The sequence below is a fragment of the Marinomonas sp. G8-14 genome, assembly GCF_055808935.1.
Genome location: NZ_CM147891.1, coordinates 1,727,282 through 1,751,658 on the forward strand (window position 1 = coordinate 1,727,282; position 24,377 = coordinate 1,751,658).

Annotated in this window: 28 protein-coding genes; 15 read left to right on the top strand and 13 right to left on the bottom strand. The window is 43.8% G+C overall.

Translation table 11 applies throughout. The features are described from left to right. Positions 1-34: 34 nt before the first annotated feature. The 4 genes from trpB (at position 35) to map (ending at position 3,143) form a co-directional block, all read left to right on the top strand. Positions 35-1,297, top strand: coding sequence for a tryptophan synthase subunit beta (trpB, locus tag AC0L6V_RS08835; RefSeq protein WP_418138936.1), 1,263 nt, complete (start codon positions 35-37; stop codon positions 1,295-1,297). Beyond that, positions 1,294-2,079 (top strand): tryptophan synthase subunit alpha, encoded by a 786-nt coding sequence (gene trpA, locus AC0L6V_RS08840; RefSeq protein WP_409419681.1) that lies wholly within the window; start codon positions 1,294-1,296, stop codon positions 2,077-2,079. The genes trpB and trpA overlap by 4 nt, the downstream gene beginning before the upstream one ends. An 82-nt stretch (positions 2,080-2,161) precedes the next feature. Further along, positions 2,162-2,368 (top strand): ParD-like family protein, encoded by a 207-nt coding sequence (locus AC0L6V_RS08845; protein ID WP_111609020.1) that lies wholly within the window; start codon positions 2,162-2,164, stop codon positions 2,366-2,368. Position 2,369: 1 nt separating this feature from the next. Further along, a complete protein-coding gene (gene map / locus AC0L6V_RS08850; RefSeq protein WP_265219155.1) occupies positions 2,370-3,143 on the top strand; it encodes a type I methionyl aminopeptidase in 774 nt (257 codons plus the stop codon). Between the two features lie 8 nt (positions 3,144-3,151). On the opposite strand, the gene AC0L6V_RS08855 is transcribed toward map, so the two are convergent. Further along, positions 3,152-4,069 (bottom strand): LysR family transcriptional regulator, encoded by a 918-nt coding sequence (locus AC0L6V_RS08855; RefSeq protein ID WP_409419682.1) that lies wholly within the window; start codon positions 4,067-4,069, stop codon positions 3,152-3,154. A 96-nt stretch (positions 4,070-4,165) separates the two neighbouring features. On the opposite strand from AC0L6V_RS08855, the gene AC0L6V_RS08860 reads away from it, so the two are divergent. Together AC0L6V_RS08860 and AC0L6V_RS08865 are read left to right on the top strand one after the other, a co-directional pair. Then, positions 4,166-4,660: an EamA family transporter gene (locus AC0L6V_RS08860; protein WP_418138937.1), complete on the top strand. Its 495-nt coding sequence runs from the start codon at positions 4,166-4,168 to the stop codon at positions 4,658-4,660. A gap of 43 nt (positions 4,661-4,703) precedes the next feature. Continuing rightward, the gene (locus tag AC0L6V_RS08865; RefSeq protein ID WP_418138938.1) at positions 4,704-5,102 is read left to right on the top strand and encodes a DMT family transporter; all 399 of its coding nucleotides are present in this window, start codon (positions 4,704-4,706) and stop codon (positions 5,100-5,102) included. 90 nt (positions 5,103-5,192) lie between these two features. Here the strand turns inward: AC0L6V_RS08865 and AC0L6V_RS08870 are convergent, their stop codons facing one another. The 5 genes from AC0L6V_RS08870 to nagB all read right to left on the bottom strand — a co-directional run bounded on the left by AC0L6V_RS08870 (position 5,193) and on the right by nagB (position 9,246). After that, the gene (locus AC0L6V_RS08870) at positions 5,193-5,765 is read right to left on the bottom strand and encodes a fasciclin domain-containing protein (RefSeq protein ID WP_265219149.1); all 573 of its coding nucleotides are present in this window, start codon (positions 5,763-5,765) and stop codon (positions 5,193-5,195) included. Positions 5,766-5,993: 228 nt separating this feature from the next. Continuing rightward, on the bottom strand, positions 5,994-6,203 hold the full coding sequence (locus AC0L6V_RS08875; RefSeq protein WP_012069364.1) for a cold-shock protein: 210 nt from the start codon (positions 6,201-6,203) through the stop codon (positions 5,994-5,996). 203 nt (positions 6,204-6,406) lie between these two features. Then, positions 6,407-7,570 (bottom strand): N-acetylglucosamine-6-phosphate deacetylase, encoded by a 1,164-nt coding sequence (nagA, locus tag AC0L6V_RS08880; RefSeq protein WP_418138939.1) that lies wholly within the window; start codon positions 7,568-7,570, stop codon positions 6,407-6,409. Further along, complete coding sequence (locus AC0L6V_RS08885; protein WP_418139081.1) at positions 7,567-8,391, bottom strand: glucosamine kinase nucleotide-binding domain-containing protein; 825 nt, start codon at positions 8,389-8,391, stop codon at positions 7,567-7,569. Before AC0L6V_RS08885 ends, nagA begins: the two co-directional genes overlap by 4 nt. Positions 8,392-8,445: 54 nt before the next feature. Further along, a complete protein-coding gene (gene nagB / locus AC0L6V_RS08890; RefSeq protein WP_265219141.1) occupies positions 8,446-9,246 on the bottom strand; it encodes a glucosamine-6-phosphate deaminase in 801 nt (266 codons plus the stop codon). A gap of 377 nt (positions 9,247-9,623) precedes the next feature. Here nagB and AC0L6V_RS08895 point away from each other — a divergent pair, with 377 nt between their 5' ends. The 6 genes from AC0L6V_RS08895 to AC0L6V_RS08920 all read left to right on the top strand — a co-directional run bounded on the left by AC0L6V_RS08895 (position 9,624) and on the right by AC0L6V_RS08920 (position 14,743). After that, a complete protein-coding gene (locus AC0L6V_RS08895) occupies positions 9,624-10,835 on the top strand; it encodes an ABC transporter substrate-binding protein (protein ID WP_265219139.1) in 1,212 nt (403 codons plus the stop codon). Positions 10,836-10,920: 85 nt separating this feature from the next. Further along, a complete protein-coding gene (locus AC0L6V_RS08900) occupies positions 10,921-11,856 on the top strand; it encodes a carbohydrate ABC transporter permease (RefSeq protein WP_265219138.1) in 936 nt (311 codons plus the stop codon). A gap of 10 nt (positions 11,857-11,866) precedes the next feature. Further along, complete coding sequence (locus tag AC0L6V_RS08905; protein ID WP_418138940.1) at positions 11,867-12,427, top strand: carbohydrate ABC transporter permease; 561 nt, start codon at positions 11,867-11,869, stop codon at positions 12,425-12,427. Further along, complete coding sequence (locus AC0L6V_RS08910) at positions 12,381-12,731, top strand: carbohydrate ABC transporter permease (protein ID WP_418138941.1); 351 nt, start codon at positions 12,381-12,383, stop codon at positions 12,729-12,731. Before AC0L6V_RS08905 ends, AC0L6V_RS08910 begins: the two co-directional genes overlap by 47 nt. A gap of 63 nt (positions 12,732-12,794) precedes the next feature. Next, positions 12,795-13,910: an ABC transporter ATP-binding protein gene (locus AC0L6V_RS08915; RefSeq protein WP_265219134.1), complete on the top strand. Its 1,116-nt coding sequence runs from the start codon at positions 12,795-12,797 to the stop codon at positions 13,908-13,910. Between the two features lie 77 nt (positions 13,911-13,987). Next, positions 13,988-14,743 carry a GntR family transcriptional regulator gene (locus AC0L6V_RS08920; RefSeq protein WP_409419687.1) on the top strand — a complete coding sequence of 252 codons (756 nt, stop codon included), beginning with the start codon at positions 13,988-13,990 and terminating at the stop codon, positions 14,741-14,743. A gap of 104 nt (positions 14,744-14,847) precedes the next feature. Here the strand turns inward: AC0L6V_RS08920 and AC0L6V_RS08925 are convergent, their stop codons facing one another. Genes AC0L6V_RS08925 through AC0L6V_RS08950 form a run of 6 tightly spaced genes read right to left on the bottom strand, consistent with a single transcriptional unit; the run spans position 14,848 to position 21,520 of the window. Continuing rightward, complete coding sequence (locus AC0L6V_RS08925) at positions 14,848-16,167, bottom strand: DUF3422 family protein (RefSeq protein ID WP_265219131.1); 1,320 nt, start codon at positions 16,165-16,167, stop codon at positions 14,848-14,850. Positions 16,168-16,193: 26 nt separating this feature from the next. Then, a complete protein-coding gene (locus AC0L6V_RS08930; protein ID WP_265219130.1) occupies positions 16,194-17,120 on the bottom strand; it encodes a GGDEF domain-containing response regulator in 927 nt (308 codons plus the stop codon). A gap of 5 nt (positions 17,121-17,125) precedes the next feature. Then, on the bottom strand, positions 17,126-18,808 hold the full coding sequence (locus tag AC0L6V_RS08935) for an ATP-binding protein (RefSeq protein ID WP_265219128.1): 1,683 nt from the start codon (positions 18,806-18,808) through the stop codon (positions 17,126-17,128). Next, entirely contained in the window at positions 18,786-19,472 is a 687-nt protein-coding gene (locus tag AC0L6V_RS08940) for a PAS domain S-box protein (protein WP_418138942.1), read from the bottom strand. Before AC0L6V_RS08940 ends, AC0L6V_RS08935 begins: the two co-directional genes overlap by 23 nt. Positions 19,473-19,507: 35 nt before the next feature. Next, on the bottom strand, positions 19,508-20,281 hold the full coding sequence (locus AC0L6V_RS08945) for an avidin/streptavidin family protein (protein WP_265219124.1): 774 nt from the start codon (positions 20,279-20,281) through the stop codon (positions 19,508-19,510). Between the two features lie 15 nt (positions 20,282-20,296). Continuing rightward, positions 20,297-21,520, bottom strand: coding sequence for a pepsin-like aspartic protease (locus tag AC0L6V_RS08950; protein WP_265219123.1), 1,224 nt, complete (start codon positions 21,518-21,520; stop codon positions 20,297-20,299). Positions 21,521-21,652: 132 nt separating this feature from the next. Here AC0L6V_RS08950 and AC0L6V_RS08955 point away from each other — a divergent pair, with 132 nt between their 5' ends. Beyond that, on the top strand, positions 21,653-22,225 hold the full coding sequence (locus AC0L6V_RS08955; protein ID WP_265219121.1) for a hypothetical protein: 573 nt from the start codon (positions 21,653-21,655) through the stop codon (positions 22,223-22,225). On the opposite strand, the gene AC0L6V_RS08960 is transcribed toward AC0L6V_RS08955, so the two are convergent. After that, positions 22,217-22,732, bottom strand: a complete 516-nt coding sequence (locus tag AC0L6V_RS08960) for a lipocalin family protein (protein ID WP_409419690.1) — start codon at positions 22,730-22,732, stop codon at positions 22,217-22,219. The two genes, AC0L6V_RS08955 and AC0L6V_RS08960, sit on opposite strands and share 9 nt — an antisense overlap. Positions 22,733-23,108: 376 nt before the next feature. On the opposite strand from AC0L6V_RS08960, the gene AC0L6V_RS08965 reads away from it, so the two are divergent. Beyond that, entirely contained in the window at positions 23,109-23,522 is a 414-nt protein-coding gene (locus AC0L6V_RS08965) for a glycosyl hydrolase family 79 N-terminal domain-containing protein (protein ID WP_418138943.1), read from the top strand. After that, entirely contained in the window at positions 23,497-24,336 is an 840-nt protein-coding gene (locus tag AC0L6V_RS08970) for a glycosyl hydrolase family 79 N-terminal domain-containing protein (RefSeq protein WP_418138944.1), read from the top strand. Before AC0L6V_RS08965 ends, AC0L6V_RS08970 begins: the two co-directional genes overlap by 26 nt. The last annotated feature ends 41 nt before the right edge of the window (positions 24,337-24,377 follow it).

Genomic DNA, 24,377 nt, shown 5'->3' on the forward strand with positions numbered 1-24,377 from the left:
TATAGTTAAATAAATAGAGATTTAGGAGCAAGTCATGCAAAGCGAGAACGGTTTCTACGGGCAATACGGCGGTAGCTATATTCCTGAAATCCTTTATTCGAGCCAACAGCAAATTTTACATGCGTTCGAAGAAGCCAAAAACGACTCAGAGTTTCTCGCTGAGCTGAATAAACAATGGCAGCAGTTTTCTGGCCGCCCTACGCCACTGACGTTTTGTGCGAATTTGACCGAACACTTTGGCGGCGCACAAATTTACCTTAAACGTGAAGATTTAAACCACAGTGGCGCACACAAGATGAACAACGTGATTGGCCAAGGTTTGTTGGTTAAGCGTATGGGTAAAAAGCGCGTGATTGCCGAAACAGGCGCGGGTCAGCATGGTATCGCTACTGCCCTTGTCGCGGCACGCTTGGGCCTTGAATGTACGATTTACATGGGCGCAAAAGACATTGAGCGTCAGTATCCAAACGTTTTCTGGATGAAACAACTTGGCGCAACCGTGGTGCCCGTCACTACTGGCGCACAAACTCTACGGGATGCATTAGATGAAGCGCTACGTGACTGGTCTTCTAGCCACGAAGAAAGTCATTACCTAATTGGCACCTCCTGTGGTTGCGCGCCTTTCCCTGAAATGGTGGCCTATTTTCAATCTGTGATTGGCAACGAAGTGCGCGAGCAAAGTATCACACAATTCGGTCAATTCCTGGATCGCCTATACGCTTGTGTTGGTGGAGGTTCAAACGCTTGTGGTTTGTTCCTGCCTTTCCTCGATGACAAAGACGTGGAAATGGTCGGCGTCGAAGCGGGCGGCAAAGGTTTGGAGCTTGGCGAGCACTCTATTCGCTTATCTCACAATCTTGGACAGCCTGGTATCGCACAAGGTTTTGCGACCATGTTTTTGCAAGATGACGCTGGACAGCTGCAAGAAACACACTCTATCGCAGCGGGTTTAGACTATGTTGGAGTCTCCCCTATCATCGCCCATTTGGCGGAAATTGGTCGCATCAAGATGACCTACGCCATGGACGATGACGTGATTGCCGCTTGCACTCTTCTACTGAAAAAAGAAGGCATCATTCCTGCGCTAGAATCGTCCCATGCATTAGCAGGTGCTTTTAAAGACGCACCGAACTTGCCAAAAGACTCAAAGATTGTCATCAACCTTTCAGGTCGCGGTGACAAAGACATCTTTAACGTAGCAAAAGCGGTGCAAGACGAAACCTTCCCGCAGTTTTTGACCGATTATCTTGCTTCTTACCCAACCAACCACGCTGACCATAAGGAGCAAAACGCATGAGCCAGTTAGCGGATTTTATTCATCAGAAACGCCAACAAAAGCCTATTTTGTCGATGACGCATGTGGTTTACGGTTACCCAAGTGTTGAGGAAAGCTTAGATTGGATGAAAAGACTGATGCAGGAAGGCGTCGATTTCATTGAAGTGCAATTTCCTTTTTCCGATCCCGTTGCCGACGGCCCAAGCATTGTTGCCGCCTGCCATAAAGCGCTAGAACATAAATTGGATGTAGAAACGTGCTTGTCTCAGCTTGGCAAGTTAGCAAAGAACTTCCCTGACAGCCGCATTGTGTTGATGAGCTACCTAAACCCCATGTATCGCTTTGGTTTAGACAAGCTAGCCAAACGCGCAGCAGAGGAAAATATTCTAGGCTTAATCCTACCGGACCTGCCAATTGAACAAGCAGCAACCTATCAAGCGGCTTGTAAAGCCAACGGCATCGATCCCGTTTGGCTGGTAACGCCTGCGACACCAAAAGATCGTTTAGCCATGCTGGCAGGCCAAGCAAGTGGCTTCCTGTATTGTGTTGCACGATCTGGCGTGACTGGACACTCTGTCCATGAAGGCAAGAGCAAGGTGAACGTACTGGACGATTATCTAGCAGAAATTAAAACTCATGCTAGCGCCCCCATGGGCGTAGGATTTGGCTTACGTCACCGTGAACAGATAGAACAGCTAACCGGCAAAGCCGATATTGCCATCTTGGGTTCTGCGTTATTAGATGCGTACAACAAAGGCGGCCAAGACCAAGGCATCAAGCTGATAAAAGACTTGTTCCACTAAAAGCGAATCCATAAATAGCACTTGAAAAGCCACACCCATGAATATATGATTTACATACAATTCATATATGGATCATATATTCATGGGCATTATTAAAATCTCCGACGAACTTCACGATGACATCCGCAAAAGCTGCCATGTCATGTCTCGCTCTATCAATGCGCAAGCCGAATTTTGGATAAAAATGGGACGCTTAGCCGAGCTTAACCCAACCCTCACCTTTTCTGAATTGATCGCCAATGAACTGGCTAATGCCAACACAGAAACACCATTGAAAGCCGTCAAATAACATGCAAGTACAGATCAAAACCCCAGCTGAAATCGACTTCATGCGTGAGTCTGGCAAATTATTAGCCCGCGTATTTCATATGCTCGATGATTTTGTCAAAGAAGGCGTTTCAACCTTAGAAATTAACAACAAAGTTGAAGACTTCATTCGTCATGAACTCAATGCCAGACCGGCGAGTCTAGGTCAATACGGCTATGAATTTGTGCTTAACTCGTCAATCAATGAAGTCGTTTGTCACGGCGTTCCAAGTGACAACCAAAGGCTCAAAGCAAAAGACATCGTCAATTTGGACATCACCCTAGAAAAGAACGGCTTTATCGCCGATTCCAGCAAAATGTATGTCATGAGCGATGCGAACCCTATTGCTAAACGATTAGTCAAAACCACCTATGAAGCGATGTGGGTTGGAATCAAAAAAGTAAAACCTGGCGCAACTTTAGGCGACATAGGAGCCGCGATTCAAAGCTTAGCAGAAAGCAAAGGCTATTCGGTGGTCAAAGAATATTGTGGTCATGGCATTGGCCGCGACATGCACGAAGAGCCACAAATATTGCATTACGGTAAAGCAGGAACAGGCATGACATTGGAAGAAGGCATGACCTTTACCATTGAACCCATGATCAACCAAGGTAAAGCCAAAACCAAGACAAAAAAAGACGACTGGACGGTTGTGACCGCTGATAAGAAATTATCTGCGCAGTGGGAACATACCATCTTAGTAACATCGACAGGTTATGAAGTACTGACTTTAAGAAACGAAGAAATCTTAAAATAAGGGTAGATTTAAATGGAGGCTGCCCAGCGTTTTTCCATAAAATCGATAAACACTCGCAGTTTATTGGGCATAAACCGCATCGCAGGAAACTGCATGTGAATGCCCCCTTGAAAATCGCTGTTCAACTGCCAATCGGCAAGCACCTGAACAACTTCGCCTTTTTCTAGCGATTCCCAGACAACAAAATCCGGAAAAGGGGCAATGCCGAAGCCTTGCTTTACTCCCTTTAATCGCATTTCGGCATCGTTATTGATATAACGTCCATCCACTGTCACCACGACTTTGTGGTCGCCTTGCGTAAACGACCAAATATTATCACCATCAAACAAACCAAGCGGCAAACACAGGTGATCTACTAAGTCCTCTGGCGAGTCTGGTATGCCGTACTCTGCCAAATATTGTGAACTTGCACAAAGAATAGAGCGAACCCCACCCAAGGTTTTACACACCAAATGCTCATAGGGCTTTTCGGCTACATAAAACACCAAATCCACATTCTGATACGCTGGATCAACGCGCAAATCCGTCACCTGGACTTGCAGAGAAATCGCTGGATACAGGGCCATAAATTCCACTAACAAGGGTTCTAATACTTGCCTTGCCAATGAGTCTGGCGCAGCAATACGCAAACGCCCCACAGCCTCGTTGGCATTATTTTCAGAGGCAATGACAGCTTCTTTTGCACTGTCTAACATTTGGCGACACTGCTCGTATACAGCTCTACCCACCAAGGTAATGGCTTGTTGTCGGGTGGTGCGCTCTATCAACACGGCCGATAAGGCTGTTTCCATTCGAGATACTTGTCGACTAACACCTGATGGTGTCACACCAAGCTTCAGCGCCGCTTTAGTAAAGCTGCCCGTTTCAACCACAGCTACAAAAGCCGCCATATCAGGTAATAGGGCAATCAGTTTATTTGTGTCCATGAGTCATAAGTCTTTTGATTATTTGGCCAATTATGTTTTACACAGGCACAAGCTAGCATACTTTCTAACGTCACTCATCCTCTTATCGAGAATAACATGCTATCAAAAACATTTAACATGCCACTCATTTTAGCAAAACTTCCTATGGCGGAATTATCACTTTTATTAACCGCTTTCTTTTGGGGAACCAGTTATGGCATCACCAAAGAAGCCTTGCTCTACACTGGTGTGCTTGCTTTTATCGTCATTCGGTTTGCTTTAACCTCAATGCTACTGGCTCCTGTTTTCATAAAAGAATGGCGGGCAGGGTTAGCAAAAGACTGGAAATACGCCATACCGACAGGGGGGATTTTATTGTGTATTTTCCTAGCGGAAATCTATGGCGTCTTTCACACAACAGCATCAAAAGCCGCATTTTTAATCAGTTTATGTGTACTAATCACGCCATTTGTCGAAGCTATCACTGAGAGAAAGTTACCCAGTGCAAATATCATCTTGTTTGCCCTACTATCATTGTTCGGCGTCTTTTTACTGACCACACAAAACTCAAGCTCAAACGCTTTTGACATTCTTTCTCTAGAGCCTCAATAAGGGCGATTACTGTATTTTACTCGCTGCGTTTTTGCGTGCTTGCATGGTCGTCACAACAAAAACGCTATTGAAAGGAAAAGCACTCTCGGCACTAAGCACCACAAGCATTCAGGCCAGTGTGGTTACCCTTGGTGCTTTAATGATTTTTTTAAGCAACGGTCATTCGATAGAGCAACTCTTTCCAACCAACATAGCTTTTTGGCTAGCGGCCTTCTATCTCGCACTCTTCTGCACCGTCTTCGCCTTGTTTGCACAAAACTTTGGCGTGAAACACACCACCCCATCACGAGTCGCCCTGCTCACTGGATCTGAACCCGCCTTTGGTGCTTTATTTGCCTTTGTTTGGCTAGGAGAATCCTTAAATACCATTCAAATGATTGGTGGCGGTTGTATTTTATTAGCAACCCTAATGGCTTCAACACAAAAAAACACACCACTATAACAAACCATGCTTGATCTCTATCTGATATAGAGATCAAGCATGGTTTGGGTGCGACACAATAATCGCTGCCGATTAAGTACTATCAACATTTTATTGCTTAGGCAAAAGTACCGCATCAACCACGTGAATGACACCATTAGACTGCTTAACATCGGCAATCGTCACGTGGGCCACTCGACCATTTTCGTCTTCAAGCATGATTTTATCGCCCATGTAAGTCGCCATTAATGTACATCCACCGATGGTAGGCACTGGATGTTTGCCCTTGTCGTCATCAATCATCGTTTTGATCGCGCCAGATAAAGTATCCGCTTTGACAACATGGCACGCTAAGACTTTAGCCAAATCGGCTTTATTTTCTGGCTTTAGGAGATTTTCCACCGCGCCTTCGGGCAATTGATCAAACGCTGCATTCGTTGGCGCAAAGACGGTAAAGGGTCCAGGGCCTTGTAGAGTTTCAACCAAGCCGGCAGCCTTAACTGCCGCAACAAGCGTCGTATGGTCTTTTGAGTTCACGGCATTTTCTATGATATTTTTGCTCGCATACATCGAAGCACCACCCACCATTGGGTTAGTGTTCTCATCGGCACTTTTCATACCACCAGCAGAACAGCCAGCAAGCGTCACAATTGTCGCAATAGAAACAAGACTTAATAATTTCATTGTTTTTCTCCGATCTAATTATCCATAACAATTCGCCATGGTCATAAGGAGATACGGTGTGAATTCAAAAAGGTTTCACTTTTTTAAAAAATCAGTAAACCTAAGCTTGAAAATAAGAGAAACAAATACACTGAATAAGATCAATTAGAGAGAATCCATTATGCCAAGCACAAAAAAAAGGGTAAGCTCCGAGGAACTTACCCTTTTTTAAATAGGCTTAGTAGCTAATTAAAGTACTGTAATATTTTCTGCTTGAGGACCTTTTTGGCCAGCAGTCACAACGAATTCTACTTGTTGGCCTTCAGCCAAAGTTTTGAATCCTGAGCTAGCAATGGCGCTAAAATGTGCGAACACATCTGGGCCAGACTCTTGCTCAATAAAACCAAAACCTTTAATTTCGTTGAACCACTTAACGGTTCCTTTCACTGTATTAGACATAAATATTTTCCTGAAGTTTGAATGGTCTTTTATAGACCGATTTTGCAAAAAAAATAGACTGGTACTTAGAAACTTTCAGGACGAGGATTTTATGAATAAAACAACGTATTGCAGAGTTAATAATTATAGACTTCTTTCTAGCTGGAAAAGCCATAGTATAGACATAACTCTAAGATAGATAGCTTTATTGCAATTTATTTAAATTACGCCATGACCGATCCCCATACCTTCTGCCCATCTATCCATGTCGCTTTCACAACGAAGTCTTCATTTAAGGCAACAAGGCTCGCTCGGTAACCCGGTTTAATGCGACCAAACTGATGTTCAAGACCGAGAAATTCTGCGGGTCTTAACGACGCCATCTGTAAGGCTTCCGCTGGTGTTCGCCCAATTAAAGAAATCGCATTGCGTACCGCCGTTGCCATGTCTAAATCCGACCCTGCAAGCGTGCCGTCTTCGGTGGTCACTTTGCCTTCACTGCGCAGTACTCTCTTACCCAAAAATGGCATTTCTTTTTCATCTGACCCCACACTTTGAATGGCATCGGTGACCAAAAGCATGTGTTCAGACCCTTTCGCCGCAATGGCGACACGCATCGAGGCAGGATGGACATGATGTCCATCGGCAATGAGGCCGCACCAAGTCGGTAAATCTGTTTGTAAAGCGGCACCCACCACACCGAGACCACGACTTACTAACGGCGTCATGGCATTAAACAAATGCGTAAAACCGCGAGCACCACTCATCACGGCTTGCCTTGCTTGATCATAGCTTGCCGCAGAATGACCAATACACACAATCGCCCCTTCGGAAACCAACCATTCGATAAAACCTTCTGGCACCTGCTCTGGCGCCAATGTCACCATAAGTTTTCCACTACGGCTGACATTTAATAAAGTCGATAACGTACCTTCGGTCGGCTTGCGTAACTTAGATTCATTATGAACCCCCTTGCGAATGGGATTGAGGTAGAGTGCCTCATAATGCATCCCTAAAATCCCCGCCATGTTTTGCTCTAACGCTTGGCAAACCGCATGATGAGCTTGTGACATAACGTCATAATCATCCGATATTAAGGTCGGCATCATGGCAACCGTGCCAAATTGAGCATGCACCGCCACCATACGCTCTAATGCTTCTATCGTCGGCGTATGGTTAAACAATGCACCGCCTCCGCCGTTTACATGGACATCAATAAAGCCAGGTACCAATACATCAAGCATCTCTATCTCCCCATTGGTTGACATCGTGGCCGACTCAACGGATTCAATCATCTGCCCTTTGAAGGTCACCAGCTGATTCGTGAGCCAGTGCTCGCCATCAAACAGACGCTTTGCAAATACCCTTGTCACTGTATGCTCCGTCATATTGCCTTCCTTCCTATCTGAGCCTTAGCCATCAAAATCGCACCCGCCATGGCATCCCCTTGCGGAGGACAAAAATACGTTAAAAAGCGCTCTGGCAAATAACTTAAAATGGCTTCTGAGACACCACCCACTAAAACAATCTTCTGGGCGCCTTTCGCTATTAAAGCGTCTAAATACTGACTTACCCACTCTACTTGCTGTTGAATAATTTTCAGCGCAATGGGGTCTTTTTGTTGAGCAAATTGAAACACCTGAACAGCAAAAGCGCCGTATTCTTTCGGCAATGGCGCACGGTTCTGATACAAAACGTACTCTTCTGCTGACAACGAAAATTCAGCGTTAATGCTGTCGGTAAAGGGTGTCGAAGGAGAAATACCATCTAACGCTGCTAACGAATATTCCAATGCGGACAAGCCAATACGGGCTCCGCTTCCTTGGTCAGATAATGGAAAGCCCCAGCCACCCACGATACTGAATCTTTCGTTTTGATACACCACACCGCAACTACCCGTGCCCAATATCAATAACGCGCCGTCTTCACCATTAAACGCCCCCAGACAAGCCGCGTGCGCATCGGTTAATAAATAGCGCTGCCCAAATGGAGACTTTTGGGCAATAACCAGCTCTTGCTCTAACGGCTGATTGGCACCCGCCAAGCCTAAGCCAAGGGTAATTTTTGCATACGCCTGAGGTGGAATATTGCCTTGACGACAGGCCTCAAGACAGGCATTGATAATATTTTGCCATGCCGCCTCAATGCCAATTCGAGGATTACCGGAACCACCAACCGCTTCACCCAATATATGGTCATCGCTATCCACCAAGCGGGACTCGACAGAATGTGCCTCCTCCGTCCACTCCTATATATAAACCGCTCATGTCAAACTTCCTTCATACAATTGCTGGCGTTTTAGCTCACACCATTGGTAGTAGTCTTTTAGCGCTAACAAACTCGCGGCGTCTTCGTCCAATACGATGGTCGTTGCCTCATGCAGTTGCAGTGCCGACGCCGGACACATAGCAGAAAGTGGCCCTTCAATCATGGCCTTTACCGCCTCAGCCTTTGCCTTTCCCGTTGCCATTAACAGCACCGCTCGACTGTCCAAAATGGACCCAATCCCCATGGTTAAAGCTAATTGCGGTTGGTATTCACCCGCTTTAAAAAACCGCTTATTTGCTGCAACGGTTGATTCTGACAATGTTTTAATACGCGTTCGAGAAGCAAAGCTAGAAGTCGGCTCGTTAAAGCCAATGTGACCATTCAAGCCAATTCCTAAAATCTGCAAATCGATACCACCAGCCTGTTGAATACTTGCTTCATAATCCTGTGCACTTTTCTTTAAGACAATCGCATCTTTGCTCTCTGCCAAAGGCACATGCGTGTTCGACTTGGCAATATCAATGTGATCAAACAAATGCTGGTTCATAAACGTACGATAACTCTGCTCATGACTGTCAGTGATACCAATGTACTCATCCAGATTAAAACTGATCACCTGTCGAAACGATACTTGCTTAGCTTGATAACGTGCTACCAGCTCCTCGTACAAAGCAATGGGCGTTGATCCTGTCGCCAACCCTAAAACAGGGTTTGTCTTAGTATTAATCACATCGACAACACGATCAGCCGCATATAAAGCAACATCGTGCGTGGACGGGAGAATAATGACCTGCATAGAACCCCTCTTTACTCTTCAAAACAAACCAAAATAGAACCAATATAAAACCAATTAAAACCTAACATGACATTATTTTCCATAAAATTGTCATATTTATTTGCTTGAGGGGGAAATTGGTGCTAATTTTCAAAACTTAGCAATACCTAAAAAATACCAATGTTATTTTTTAGACAGGCCACTTTACGATGATAGAAGCTCAGTCGTCGTACAGAGGTCAGCAAAAACCTAATAAAAAAAGCAACCTCAGCACAATTGGAAATAACAATCGGAGAGTACTCATGTTTAATGTTCGTTACGCTTCACTTAAAACAAGAACCGCAACAAAAACACCCACAAAAACAGTATCAAAGTTAACCTGCCTAGCCGCTATACTAATGAGTAGCACAAGTGCTGTTCAGGCCGCTAGCAGCTTGTCGATCGAAAGCTGGCGCAGCGATGACGCTAACATCTGGTCTGATGTCATCATTCCCGCTTTCAATAAAAGCCATCCGGATACACAAATTAACTTTGCTCCTACCCCACCAACCGAATACAACTCGGCCTTACAAGCAAAATTGAAAGCTGGCTCTGCTGGCGATTTAATCACTTGTCGTCCGTTCGATACGGCATTAGACCTTTATAAAGACGGTTATCTCGCCAACCTAAATGACCTAGAAGGTCTAAAGCAATTCTCTGACGTAGCAAAAAGCGCATGGGTCACGGACGATGGTAAAGACCAGTTCTGTATGCCAGTTGCCTCGGTTATTCACGGTTTTGTTTATAACAAAGAAATATTCAAGGAACTGAATCTGTCTATTCCCAACACTCGGGATGAATTCTTCAAAACACTGGAGACGATTAAGTCCGAAAGTCGTTATACCCCCTTAGCCATGGGAACGGCCGATCAGTGGGAAGCGGCGACAATGGGTTTCCAAAATATAGGACCAAACCATTGGAAAGGTGAAAAAGGCCGCAAAGCGCTATTAAGCGGTAAAGAAAAATTAACCGACCAAGCCTACGTCGATACTTGGAAAGAACTTGCCCAGTGGAAACCGTATCTAGGTCGAGGTTTTGAAGCACAAAAATATTCCGACTCACAGAACCTGTTCACCTTAGGTCGTGCGGCTATTTACCCAGCAGGGTCTTGGGATATTCAGACGTTCAACAATCAAGCGGATTTTGAATTTGGTGCGTTTCCACCTCCAGTGGCGAAAGCGGGAGACACTTGCTACATCAGTGACCACACAGATATGGGCATTGCGATCAATGCAAATTCCACCAACAAAGAAGCCGCAACAGTCTTCTTAAATTGGATGGCCAGCAAAGAATTCGCCACGCTGTATGCTAATGAAGTACCAGGTTTTTTCCCACTGTCTAACCATCAAATCGACATTAAAGACCCTGTGGCACAAGAATTTATGAGCTGGCGTCAGCAGTGCGAATCAACCATTCGCAACTCCTACCAGATCTTGTCTCGTGGCACACCAAACCTAGAAAACCAACTTTGGAACGTCAGCGCTCAAGTCATCAATGGCACCATGACACCAGAAGCGGCCGCCAAAGAAGTGCAAGACGGTTTAGCCCAATGGTACAAACCTCAGCAATAAAATAACTCCGTAAAAGGTCGTCCACTTGGGCGACCTTTTAACTAAGAGGCTTTTATCTAAACGGCACATTATATTGAGATGAACTATGAATCCATCCAACCAACATGACGAAAAGAAACCTTTTCCGTGGCATTTGGTCTTTTTCCTTGGACCTGGGTTGCTTATTTACGTTGTTTTTAGCGTTTACCCTTTGCTCGATACGCTCGTCTTAAGCTTATACAACGAGCAACAAGGGCAAAGCCACTTTGTCGGTTTACAGAATTTTATTACCTTGATCACTGACGATACTTGGTCGCAAGCTTTTTGGAACGCACTCGGTAACAACTTCACCTTTTTCGCGATTCATATGCTGGTACAAAACCCCATTGGTCTGATTTTAGCGGTTTTGTTAAGTACGCCTAAATTGCGTTTATCCGGCACTTATCGAACACTTATCTTTATGCCGACTATGCTGTCTGTGGTCATCATTGGTTTCGTTTGGCAGCTTTTGTTAAGCCCTATTTGGGGTATTTCCGAAGACTTTCTCTATACTATTGGCTTAGGTCAATATTTCGATGCATGGCTAGGCAAAGAAAGCAGTGCGCTGATTACTTTGGCTTTTATCTCAGTGTGGCAGTTTGTCGGTATTCCGATGATGTTGATTTATGCCACCTTACTCAATATTCCTGATGACATTGTCGATGCCAGTGTGGTGGATGGTGCCAATTCATTCCAGACTTTTTGGCATATTAAACTTCCCCTTATTTTGCCCACTATTGCCATGGTATCTATCCTGACGTTTGTGGCGAACTTCAATGCATTTGAGCTGATATATGCTGTCAAAGGCGCTCTTGCTGGCCCCAACTTTTCGACCGATCTAATGGGGACTTTCTTCTACCGAACCTTCTTTGGCTTCCAGCTTCAACAAGGCAGCGCTTCCATGGGGGCCGCGGTAGCAACACTGATGTTTTTGATCATTTTGGTGGGGGTTATGTTGTTCCTCTTCTTCATTCAACGTCGCATTCAGCGATTCCAGTTCTAAGGAGGCCATAATGAAATTATTAAGTCGTTTCATACCTTCCTCAGGAATAGGATACGTACCTAAAAGCATTACCATACATGCCGTATTATTAGCCTATACCGTGATTGCGCTCTTCCCCATTGTTGTCGTTGTGATCAATGCCTTTAAGGAACGCCGAGCTATTTTCCGTGATCCGCTGGGGTTACCAGACAGCAGCTCCTTCACTCTGGTGGGTTTTGAGCAAGTACTACTCCGATCAGATTTCGGGCTGTATTCATGGAATAGTTTGATTGTCACTATTGTAGCGGTCGGCTTGGTGCTTTTATTAGGTGCAATGGCCGCTTGGGCGCTAACAGAATACAAATTTAAGGGCAATTTACTCATCACCTTTTTGTTTGCCATGGGTATCATGATTCCTATCCGTCTTGGGACAGTGAGTATTTTAAGCCTAATGGTTAACCTGAATCTGGTGAATACGCTCACTGCCTTGGTACTTGTGTACATCGCCCAAGGCTTGCCGCTGGCTGTGTACATCCTCTCGGAGTTTGTGCGCACTATTCCAAAAGAGGCTCACGGAAGCCGCACGCTGTGATTCCGTTAGCGAGTACAAGATTTTCTTTTGTGTCATCTTACCACTACTGAAACCTGCGATGGCCACCGTCGCGGTCTTTACCATGATCCCCATTTGGAATGATTTATGGTTCCCACTGATACTCGCGCCGGGTGAAGAGACTCGCACTATAACCCTTGGCGTACAGCAGTTTGTTGGTCAATACGTGACGGACTGGAACTCGGTTTTGTCAGCGCTAACCTTGGCGATCGTTCCTGTACTGATCCTATACACCATTTTCTCAAGACAATTGATCCGCGGCTTAACCAGCGGAGCGGTTAAATAATATTTATGAAATAGCTTTGCACATTAATGATTGTGCAAAGACCTCCGTTGGAGATATAGAATTATGGCTAGTGTAAAACTGAATAATATTAAAAAGCGCTTTGGTGATGTGGATGTTCTGCATGGCATCGACTTAGATATTAAAGATGGCGAATTCGTCGTGCTGATTGGCGAATCGGGTTGCGGTAAATCGACTCTGTTACGTTTACTGTCTGGACTGGAAGACATCACCGAAGGCGATTTATACATAGATAACGAGCGCGTTAATGGACGCTCTCCCGCCAAGCGCGGCATCGCTATGGTGTTTCAATCTTATGCTTTGTACCCTCATATGAACGTGTTTAAAAACATGGCATTTGGCTTAAAAATCTCAGGAAAAGACAAAGCGTTTGTGAACAACAAGGTTATGGAAGCCGCGAAGAAGCTGAAGATTGATCACTTATTGGAGCGATTACCGAGAGAATTGTCTGGTGGTCAGCGTCAACGTGTTGCCATCGGCCGTGCCATTGTCCGTGACCCAAAAGTCTTCTTATTTGATGAGCCTTTGTCTAATCTAGACGCGTCGTTACGTGTGCAAACCCGTGTCGAGCTTGGCAAGCTTCATCAGGAACTGAAAGCCACTGTCGTATACGTCACCCATGATCAAGTGGAGGCCATGACACTGGGCGATAAAATCGTCGTCATGAACAAAGGACGTGTCGAACAAGTCGGCGCACCATTAGATTTGTATCACCATCCTAAAACACAGTTTGTTGCCGGTTTCATCGGTTCGCCTAAAATGAACTTTTTAAACGCAAAAATTCATCACTCCGACCCAGAAAACACGCAAATTATGCTAGAATCTGGCCGCGTTATTCAAGCCTCGATCGATTCGTCGTCTTTGAATAAAGGCGATATAGTAAAGCTAGGTTTGCGCCCAGAACATATTGCTCTCCACTGTGAAAATAATACCGTTGAAGGCACAGTGACTTTAATAGAACACCTTGGCGAGTTGTCTTATTTATATGTCGACATCGGTCAGGAAGGCGAAATGGTACTTAAAGTGGATGGCGACAACCAACACCAAGCCGGTGACAAAATAACCTTTGGCATTCAACCCAATCGCTTGTATTTATTTGATCACCAAGGCAAGGCATTAACGAGGGTCAACGCCCACTCTACGGCGTCGATACCACTTTAACGCGGAAATATACTTTGCCCTTACTTAGCAAGAACGAGTACGAATACGGGAACCCCTTCCCGTTTAGGACAGGAACTATGAACCACAATCGGGTTAATGAGTTATTTGGCAAGGCTGAAGCATTGAGAGAAAAAGGCATTCCTCTCTATGTTCAGCTAAAAAAAGCCATTCTGGCGTCTATTTCTGCAGGCCGAGTGCTTGGTGGCGATACACTGCCACCAGAGCGAGATCTTGCCAAATACTTAGATGTATCAAGAGTGACGGTACGACGAGCCATCGATGAGTTGGTAAAAGAAGATGTATTGACGCAACGTCAAGGCGCTGGCACTTTTGTGAGTGAGCGGGTCGAACAACCCCTCAACCACCTTAGAAGCTTTACCGAGGTTATGAAAGCACGAGGCAAAACCATCACGTCTAAATGGCTAGATCGTTCTTTAGGCATGCCGCACGAAGATGAATGCAAAGCATTGGGCCTTTCGGCTGAACAAGAAGTGGTGCGTTTTTATCGTTTGCGTTATGCCGACGGAAAACCTATGGCGCTTGAACTGGCTACCATTCCCAGCCGTTACATTGTGAACCCCTTTGCCATGGAAGGGTCGCTTTATGACTTATTAGAACAACAGGGCTGCCGCCCTGTTCGCGCTTTCCAACGATTACGAGCCATTAGCATTGATGGACAAAGAGCGCATTTATTGGATATTCCTGAACTCAGTGCGGTGCTTTACATTGAACGTACCGCCGTGACGCAAGACGGCACACCGATTGAATTTACTCGCTCATGGTTTCCGGGAGATTCTTACGACTTCGTTGCAGAGATTCATAATACGGTTTGATAAAAACTTTGATGAAGACAAATATTTAATCACAAAAAAAGGCTTTCTACGGTAACAATAGAAAACCTTTTTTATGTGTGTTTAATAAAAAAACGAAACAGCGGCTACTTTTCTTCTTTGACCTTAGCCAACAACAAAAAGCGTTTATGTATTTTTCGCGTCGCTAACCACACACTGCCGACAACAAGAGGCACCGACAAACCAACCACTAGGCTTTTATCAAAACTCACGCCTTTGTCATACACGGCTTCGATCAAAAACTTCAACAACCCTACACTGTAATAACTGATGGCAGCAACAGACAAACCTTCAACCGTATGCTGCATGGCAAGTTGAATTTTTGAACGACGGTCCATGGAAGTGAGCAGTTGTTGGTTTTGAGATTGAATCGACATTTCTACTTGGGTGCGCATCATATCTGACACTCTATCAATGCGAGTAGAAAGGCTTTCTAAATGATTGCCTGCCGTATTACAGGTTCTCACTGCTGGTGTTAAACGACGGGTCATGAATTCGGTAATGGTTAAATGCCCCGAGACTTCGTCTTCTTTTAACTCAGCTAAACGCTTTAAAACCAACTCGTGATACGCCCTCGTGGCACTGAATCGGAAAGAGGTTTTTGATCGTGTCGCTTCAACCCAAGCCGCCATGTCTATTAGCTCACTCAACAGGGCTTGCTCATCTAGTGGTTCTGTCGCATCTGACAAGCTGGCGGTAGTCTGAGCTAACTCTTCGTCCATGACGACCAATTCTGCGTTATATTTACGTGCCATGGGCAAGGCTAATAGCGCCATCAAACGGTAGGTTTCTATTTCAACAACACGTTGAACCATACGACCCAGCTGGCTATCACTCATGCGCTTGTTGTAAATCAAGAAGCGCCCACAGCCATCACTGTGCAATTGAAACGTTGTCCAGACTTGGGCATCACCATTTTGAGGTCGACTACCAACTAAACGCATACCTTCAAAGTGGCTTTTAACAAGAGCCAGATCTGGTTCAGGAATGGTTCGGGCATCCTCAACAGACACATGAAAAGCAGCAATGGTGGTGCCTGGCATACTTGATAACCACTCAAGCGGCAAATAAGCCAAGGCATTTTGATCAAAAAAGCCTAGCTGCGCATCGACTTCAGTGTGGATGACCATATAAGAAATAAATTCAAGGTGCTTGTCACGACGAACCTTAAAAGGACCAAAATCTACCTCAAAACATACACTGTCATTTTCTGGTGGTGTGCCATTAAAATAATCATACAGTGAACAAAAGTGTTCAAACTCTGCTTGCTTTTGATCTGACCTAACAATAACAGCAAGGTAACTAATTCTGGCTGGACTGGGCAGCACCTGAAAAGGACGTGAATGTAGTTCCGCATACAGCGTATCACGCAACGGGTGCATCTCTAACCCGTAGGAGTTATTCATTATATTTAACCGATTTTTTGTTACGATCATCTAGCAATAAGATGTAGATCACCAGGTAATTTCCATAATATTTTATTTTTACCGCTTTTCTTAGCCAAACCAAGCATCTCATCAGCCATGTTGAAAAAAACGTCGATGTCGCACTTATCCGTTGGTTTTTTTGTGGCGCCCCCAACACTCACAGTCACTTTGCCACTGAACTCTTCATGACTGTAAACTAAATTTAATGATTCAACATCTTGCATACAATAACGCGCGATTTCGACAGAGGCTTCCTGCGAATAACCAGGCAAAACAATAACAAACTCTTCTCCACCGTAGCGTGCCACAAGCCCTTTATCAGTAACTTGATTAGCCAATGCTGCTGCCACTTGTTTTAATACTGTGTCACCGGTTGCATGACCATAGCAATCATTGTATTGCTTAAAATTATCAATATCGATGACCAATAAAGAAATACAATCTTGGTTATAAATGGCTTTTTGCCATTCATGAGCAATAACATCTTGGTATTTACGACGATTGGCTAACGCAGTTAATGGATCGATGTTGGCCAATTTTTCTAGTAATTTACGCTGCTTAACCAACTCTAAATGTAATCGTACCCGAGCTTGTACAATATTTGTATGCAATGGCTTTTGAATATAATCGCTTGCGCCCATTAATAGTGCTTTTTCTTCATGACTCGCATCGTTCAAAGCCGTAATAAAAATCACAGGTATGGCGCTTGTGTGTACATTATGACGAAGGCGATTCATGGTTTCAAAACCATCCATCTCTGGCATGACAACATCTAGCAAAATCAAATCTGGTTGATATTGAATGGCTTTTCTGATCCCTTGCTCACCACTTTTAGCCAACATAACATGGACATCATCGTTAAGCATATCGCCAATTATTTTTAGATTGATTTTTTCATCATCAATGACTAAAACTCTTTGTTCTTTTGCCATCGCCTTTAATCACCTTGAAGCGCTAAAATGAGTTGAGAGACTTTTACTTCCGCGTCCTCGAACTCGACATTTTGTACATCAGAAATTACGTGCTCTATGTCGAAAGCATATTTCGTCCCTCTGACCATCTGACGTAGGACACTAAAATGACTTTCCACCAAAAAATCAGAGTTTTTCAGAAAAGGAATAATCTCTTCTAATTTCTTTAAAAGCTCAGCTTCAGAAAAAACCACGTGTTTAACATTAGCAGCAATAAAAGAAGCATAAGGTATTAACACAACTCCCAATTGATCAAGTAACTCTCGAAATGTTCCCACCAACAATGGGAATATTTTAGAGTGAACTACTTCATTATGAAGCTCATTCTCTAATGCCAAACAGTACGAAGACAGTGTAAAAGCACCAATATAAGCGGAATTAGACTTCAAGGAATGTAATGTAGAAAAAAATTCATCCCTCGATCTTTTTTCTAAACAAACATCTTGATATTTTTTATGAAAGGCCGTCACTAAATCAATATATAGATCTTTCTTACCACCTAAATTTTTGACGGCTTCATATACATCTAATGTATCGATTGCAGATAAATTAGACAATAGGTCAGGATGAGCGTCTGCCTCATTACCAAGCTCTAAGCTAGCCACTTGTGAGGCTCCATGCGGTTCCTTTACATTTAGATGTTTTTGTAAAATTTTGTATAAATCCGCTTTTTTTATTGGTTTATCCAAATGTGCATTCATTCCTGCACTGGCAGACTGTTTTTTTGCTTCTTGAGATACATGAGCCGTCATAGCAACAATTGGAAGATAACTATATTTAGAGTGAGAAAGCTTTCTGATTTTACGAGTCGCTGTAAGACCATCCATCACGGGCATCTGAATGTCCATGAAGACAAGATTATAATCTTTGTTGTTAACCATACGAATCGCTTCTTCGCCATTTTCCGCTACATCAACCTGTATACCAGTATCTCCTAAATACCCCAGAATAACTTTTTGATTAATGATATTATCTTCGACTAACAGAATATGGTATTGGGATAAATTCGGCGCAGTGTGACCTTCAACGATGCCATTTTCATCATGAGTCAATTTGTTAGTAGGCACAGAAAGTGGGACCGTAAAACTAAACGTTGAACCTTGTCCTACGGTGCTATTCACCCAAATTTTTCCGCCCATCAGCTCACATAACTGACGAGAAATCGCTAGCCCTAGACCTGTTCCTCCAAATTCTCGAGTAATGCTGTCGTCGGCTTGTTGAAAAGATTGAAACAACTGATCAGAAAATGTCTTGGCAATACCAATGCCCGTATCAATGACATCACTGCGCAGTGAAAAACGGCGACTATCAATATCAGCATACAAACGAACACAAACTCCTCCTCGCTCGGTAAACTTAACTGCATTGCTCACCAAATTGACCAAAATCTGCTGAATACGTAATGGGTCTCCCAGCAACATGGTCGGTAAGGTAGGAGAGATATCCACGGTTAATGTGAGCTTCTTCTCTTTCGCTTTGAGTGCACTCATATTGATTGCATGCTCGACAATCAAACGAGGTGAAAATAGTACTTCTTCTATGCCCATTTTCCCCGCTTCAATTTTCGAAAAATCCAGTACGTCGTTAACCAAACTTAACAATACCTCACCGGAAGTGAGTATTTTATTAATGTAATCCTGCTGTTCCATATTTAAAGGCGTTTTCAAACTCAGGTGACTGAGCCCCAATCACAGCATTGATCGGTGTACGTATTTCATGGCTCATTCGAGCAACAAAAGAAGACTTTGCTTCCAATGCCTCTTCTACAGCACGTTTTGCGTCTTCTAATTCCTTTGTCCGCTCTTGCACCTTGCGATCTAAGTCTTGATTAATACTTTCAAGTGCAACACTGTATTCAAGTAATTTTTCATTGGCCTGTAATGCCACCGTTTCGGCGTCTTTAATTTTAGTGATATCGCGACTTACACCACAGACAAAAACGGCTTTCCCGTTTGAATCAAATATCGGCACAAACAAGGTATCAAAATAAATACGACTACCATCGCCTCGCATTCCCGCTTGCTCGATGGACACAGGAGTTCGATTAATGATGACTTCACGGTACGTTGCATACACTTGCTCAGCCATCTCATCACCAAACTGAACACGCAAATTAAGTCTGTGTATTTCCGCCCCCTTTTCTAGGCCCATAACGGCTTTAGAGGCTGGATTATTATCGTATAGAGAGAACTCATCACCCTCTTCTACCGCCATGATAAACATCAAATCGGCAGAATAGCGCCACATCTGCAAAAAGCAGTCAATTATCGTTTGATCATGCTCTTCTTTATTATAAACATGACTTAGATTCATTTGTTCTCCCTCACATTTAAACAGAAACCTAAGAATTAGTTTTTAGTGAGTTCCCAATTCATCGAACTGGCTTGAAAATACGCCTCTTCGGCTGTAGTTGAATTCGATAACCAACGAGAAAGCACTAACGCCTTACCATTTTGGCTAATACGACCAATAAGTGATATAGGCTGATTCGTATTCAGCATATAACCACTTACGCTAATACTCTGTAATATATTGTTATCAACTAATATATCCGTGAAGCCCAGCATACTCATTATCTCGTTGTTATAAGAAAGCCAACCATTCACCACGCCGTATTCTTGATCCTGTAAAAACAAGAATAATTCAATACCCTGCTCTTTATCTGACCACACGCCGTTAATCGGATTCGCAATTGGCACTTTAGGTTGAGCCAGTAAAGCGATATTTTTTGCTGATGGTCGGTTCAAACTGGATTGCTTAGTGAATATAAGCTTGTCAATATAATCGCCTGGGGAAAAGGCTTGGAAGCTTGTTGTTGTTACCAAAGAATTAATGACCGTCATATGGCCATTGTTATCAAGCTGACCGCAATAGGTAGATACCCAATGTGAACCATCATCCGGTTCTTCGCCGCCAATGGAGCGCCAATAAATAGACAATACAAGCGGCTGCCCAACATCGCTCGTTGGATCACTTGGAGAACAATGTCCGATCACCAAATACGTGCCCGTTGACCCCGTATGAGAACGATATTCACCAAAAATGAATCCCTCTTCATCAACGTCTAACACCATAGTGGAGCCATAACTGTTTTCCCATGTTCCATTCAATACCAATGCCATTACTTTCTCCTTACGCTAAGAGTGAAAAATTCGTGCCGGTTTACTTTGCGTTGTCGTAATAACTTTAGGCCCAGTAGATTTGTTAAAAACCCACATACCGACAGGAAGCAAGGAGACGTTGCCCGCCGCTTCCACCACATTAAATTCATACACGGTATAAAGATAATCCATGAGTACTGAGCCAACTAAAGCAATGTAATCAGCGCCCTCCATTGGCTGGAATTGCGTGACCACTTTGCCCTTTTGCTGGCCTGCTTCAATCAGGACATCATACATTTCTGAGGTCACCACTAATTTACCAACTTCACCCAAATCCGTTTGACCAATCTCAATAATGAGGTTGTCTTTGGTATGAGAAGCAAGATTATAAAGCCTTGTCATGACATCAAAGTCTCCTTTAAATTGAGAAGACCCAGAGTCTAGTGCCAAAAAATAAGGTGGATTAGTCGTGGACTCTGGAGCAATAATTTGTGTTTCCCCCAAGGCAAGAGATGTTATTTTGCTAGTCCACAGATAGGGCACACTGTATTTGTCCCATGGCAAAAATAAATATTCTCTACTGTATCGGTAATCTTGATTTAAGTGTCCAAATTCAACCTGCCCATGCCCCTCATCCATGTCAGTTAAAAATGCCACATAAGGGCACTCAGTGCTGACGATTCCTTGCTCAACCAGACTTTGAAAAAAATGAAATGAAGTCGGCTCACTCGCCTGTTGCGTCTCTATCCCACGGTAAGCAAAAGCAGCAAAAGGTGCATCCGATACTTCTGTTGTACTGGGAATGCCAATACCACCGTCCCAATCTAACTCATAAAACTGCACACCTTGATACGCTTGCGCTAAATACAGGTCGGAGGTCAAAGATATCGGCCCACTATCGATTTGCCCCAGTGCATCAGGCGTTAATGTCAATATATCTTTGCCTGTTTTAACCGCCATGCTGCCCCACGGGCCAAAGTCCACTGCCATCGTCTGTTGATCTACCCATGAAAAGCTGGACGATAATTGGTAGACAAATTGTTGATCGCCATAATGATGGCAAGTATCGGCTTTGCACAGACTTGAGGTCACCCACATAAAGTTACTGCCCGTATCAAAAGAGAACTTCAACGCTTGCGCGGAGGTGCCAACCCCAACATACGCATACCAAGGTGACGCACCATTATTCTGAAAAGGACCGCGATCAAGCGAGATGGAAAGGCCTGTTGCATTATCATTCACTAATACGGATTTTTTCATATTTCCCCCAATAAGCACGTGTATACTCAGCTTGTCTTACGACAAAAACAGAACTAAAAAATCGGCCAAAACAACACTGTAAAATAAAAAACCTTTCATTCACTTATACTTGATCTAAAGATTTAATGACATATGAAAAACAAGCAGAAAAGTCCTATGTGTCGCCCAGTTCTTCGTGTTGGCATTGTTTTGATAGGGTTAACCACCATAAGCTTAGCCCATAGCAGTGATCTGATCGCCTTCGGTAAGGCATGCTTAGTGAAAGAGGAGCGTTTGAATCAAGCAAAAGATAGACTGGATGCTCTATCCCTTAATACACAAAGAACACAACGGCAATCCAATCAGACACTGAATGACGTAAGCCGCTATGAAGAAGAAAAAACAGAATTAGAAATCGCGATAACTGAGTGTGCAGAAACCTTACCTAATAGCGCTTATTGCCATCAAATACGCCATCGATACAATGAACTAAATTATTTGATTCAACGAGCAAGAGTAGACTCAATAGAAGAAAACAGGGAGGACAATGACGCCTTCATCGATTTTGACCTAACAAGAGCTGATTTTAATCAGCAGTACGAGGCTTTTGTCGCCTATTGTCGAAATTCTGACGCACATTATGCCCTTATTCAAAGTCCCGCTGCTTACGCTGCCGTTTGTTCCAGTGAAGACGCCAAACAAACCATTACTTGCTCGTTATTTTGAATGCGTGACCATAATCAACTTATCCATTGGAAACCCCAAAGCTTGGGCTTGCGCTAACAATCGATTTTTAACCGCCGCCGGCATAGTTGGCGTGCGTGACAATAACCAAAAATAGTCTCGGCTTGGACCCGAAATCATGGCGTATTGATAGTCTTTTTTATCCAATTCAAAAATGACATATGCGCCGTAAAAGGGGCCAAAAAACGAGACTTTCAAATGACCCACATCGGAAGAATTAACAAAGTATGCGCGGCCTTCTGCTTCTCGCCACTCTTTATCCTCTGCAGAATAGCCACGATTCAACACCGCAACACCGCCATCCTCTCGCATGGAATAGCTTGCCGTTACGTTAGATAAGCCTTCCTCAAAAGCATGGTCTTGGCGCACGATTTCATACCAAGTCCCTAAGTAACGTTCAACTTGAAACTGTGTCACAGGATCGATGTCCTTTGGAGCACTAGTACAACCCACCAACAGAAACACAACTCCCCAAACGAACAACTTCATACGAATACCTTTATACAGAATCTAAAACGGTGTGATCGTTATTACCATCACACAAATGTCATACTTTTATCGCAGTCTATTAAAATCGCCCCCAAAACGGTTTATGAGGGAAAACACACCTTGTTTAGTAATAGACTAATTCGCCCTTGGAATCGAGGACAATACAGTAATCGCCAAAATAAATCTCTTGTCGTCAACTTAACCAGCACTCATCCTATTACTAAAATTGACACAAGATATCTGTCTTTTTCAATCGATATCTCGGTCTTAGCTGGGGGATTTTGGTGGGAAGGCAGCACAGGCACACAGCAAGGATTAGGAACCAAACGTGTCGCGCCTCTGGACTTGAATCAATCTAAATTAGATTTACTCGTGGATGCACTCGGAGCTCGCCTACATTCGAGTTGGTGGGTCGGAAGCAGACAAGGTGGAATATTTCACCAGCCAAAAACCTCTTTCTGAAAAGCAACATGATGGCCTATTACTTAGCCAAACCATGTGGAATAACCTTCATCATTTTTGCCAACGCCATGATTTAGCCCTGATATTCACGCTAAAATACGGTCTTTTTGAACGCCGTAAACAAGGACGTTGGGACGCAACGGAAGTCATTGATCTATTAAAATACAGCCAAGCTCACCAACAACAAATCGACATTTGCGAACTGGGTAATGAGGCTCAATGCCTATTGGGCATTTCATGGTTTCACCTCACAGCCAAGCGCAAAAAACCTAGCGAAAGATTACGATACCTTCATTCAATGTGTGCGACAGCACAGCCCAACCAGTAAAATATCCGGCCCAGGCAGCGCCTTTTGGCCGAGAATTGGAGAGGCCATCAAACCCCTGAGTAACCTCTCCGCTCCTTTTTTAGAATATCTAACAGAAACCCTTGATATCGTTGATTGGCATTATTATCCATTCCAAAGCAGCCGGTCACCGGTCAAGACCCGCGCTGCCACGGTCAATAATATTTTGTCGCCCAACTCTCTTATGGACTATGAAAAATACTCTCGACAATTAGAACAATTGCGCAATAAGTATCAACCAAGCGCACAACTCTGGACCAGGGAAACAGGTTCTGCTCAATGTGGTGGACAAGCCAAGCTATCCGATCGTTTTGTGTCTTCTTTTTGGTGGGCGGATCAATTAGGAAGAGGGGCGAAAATCGGGCAAAAAGTCATGGTAAGACAAAGCCTCATTGGGGGTGACTACGCTCTTATCAATCGGCAAACCCTGAAACCCAACCCTGATTATTGGGTTAGTTGGTTGTGGGGGAAGCTTATGGGAGAAAACGTTTTCGATGTGCAAAGCAACGATCCCTTTGTGCAAATCTATTGCCATAGCGCAAAAAAAGAAGGCAAATGCACCCTCCTCATCATCAACATGTCTGCTCAGCCCAAAATCCTTCACTGCAACGGCTTTGGCTCAAAAAAGAAGCGCTTTGAAATCACCGCCGATTCGCTGACATCAAAAAAAATCCGTATTAACGGCATCAGACCTAAATTTAAAAATGGCAAAGTAAAATTGAGCGACTTCCCTAAACTATCTAAGCTCAACCTCGTTAGCCCTTACAGCATTAATTTTTGGTGTTTTAACGTGTAAAATATTCAAAAAATAAATAGAAATGGTTATCAATAGTATAA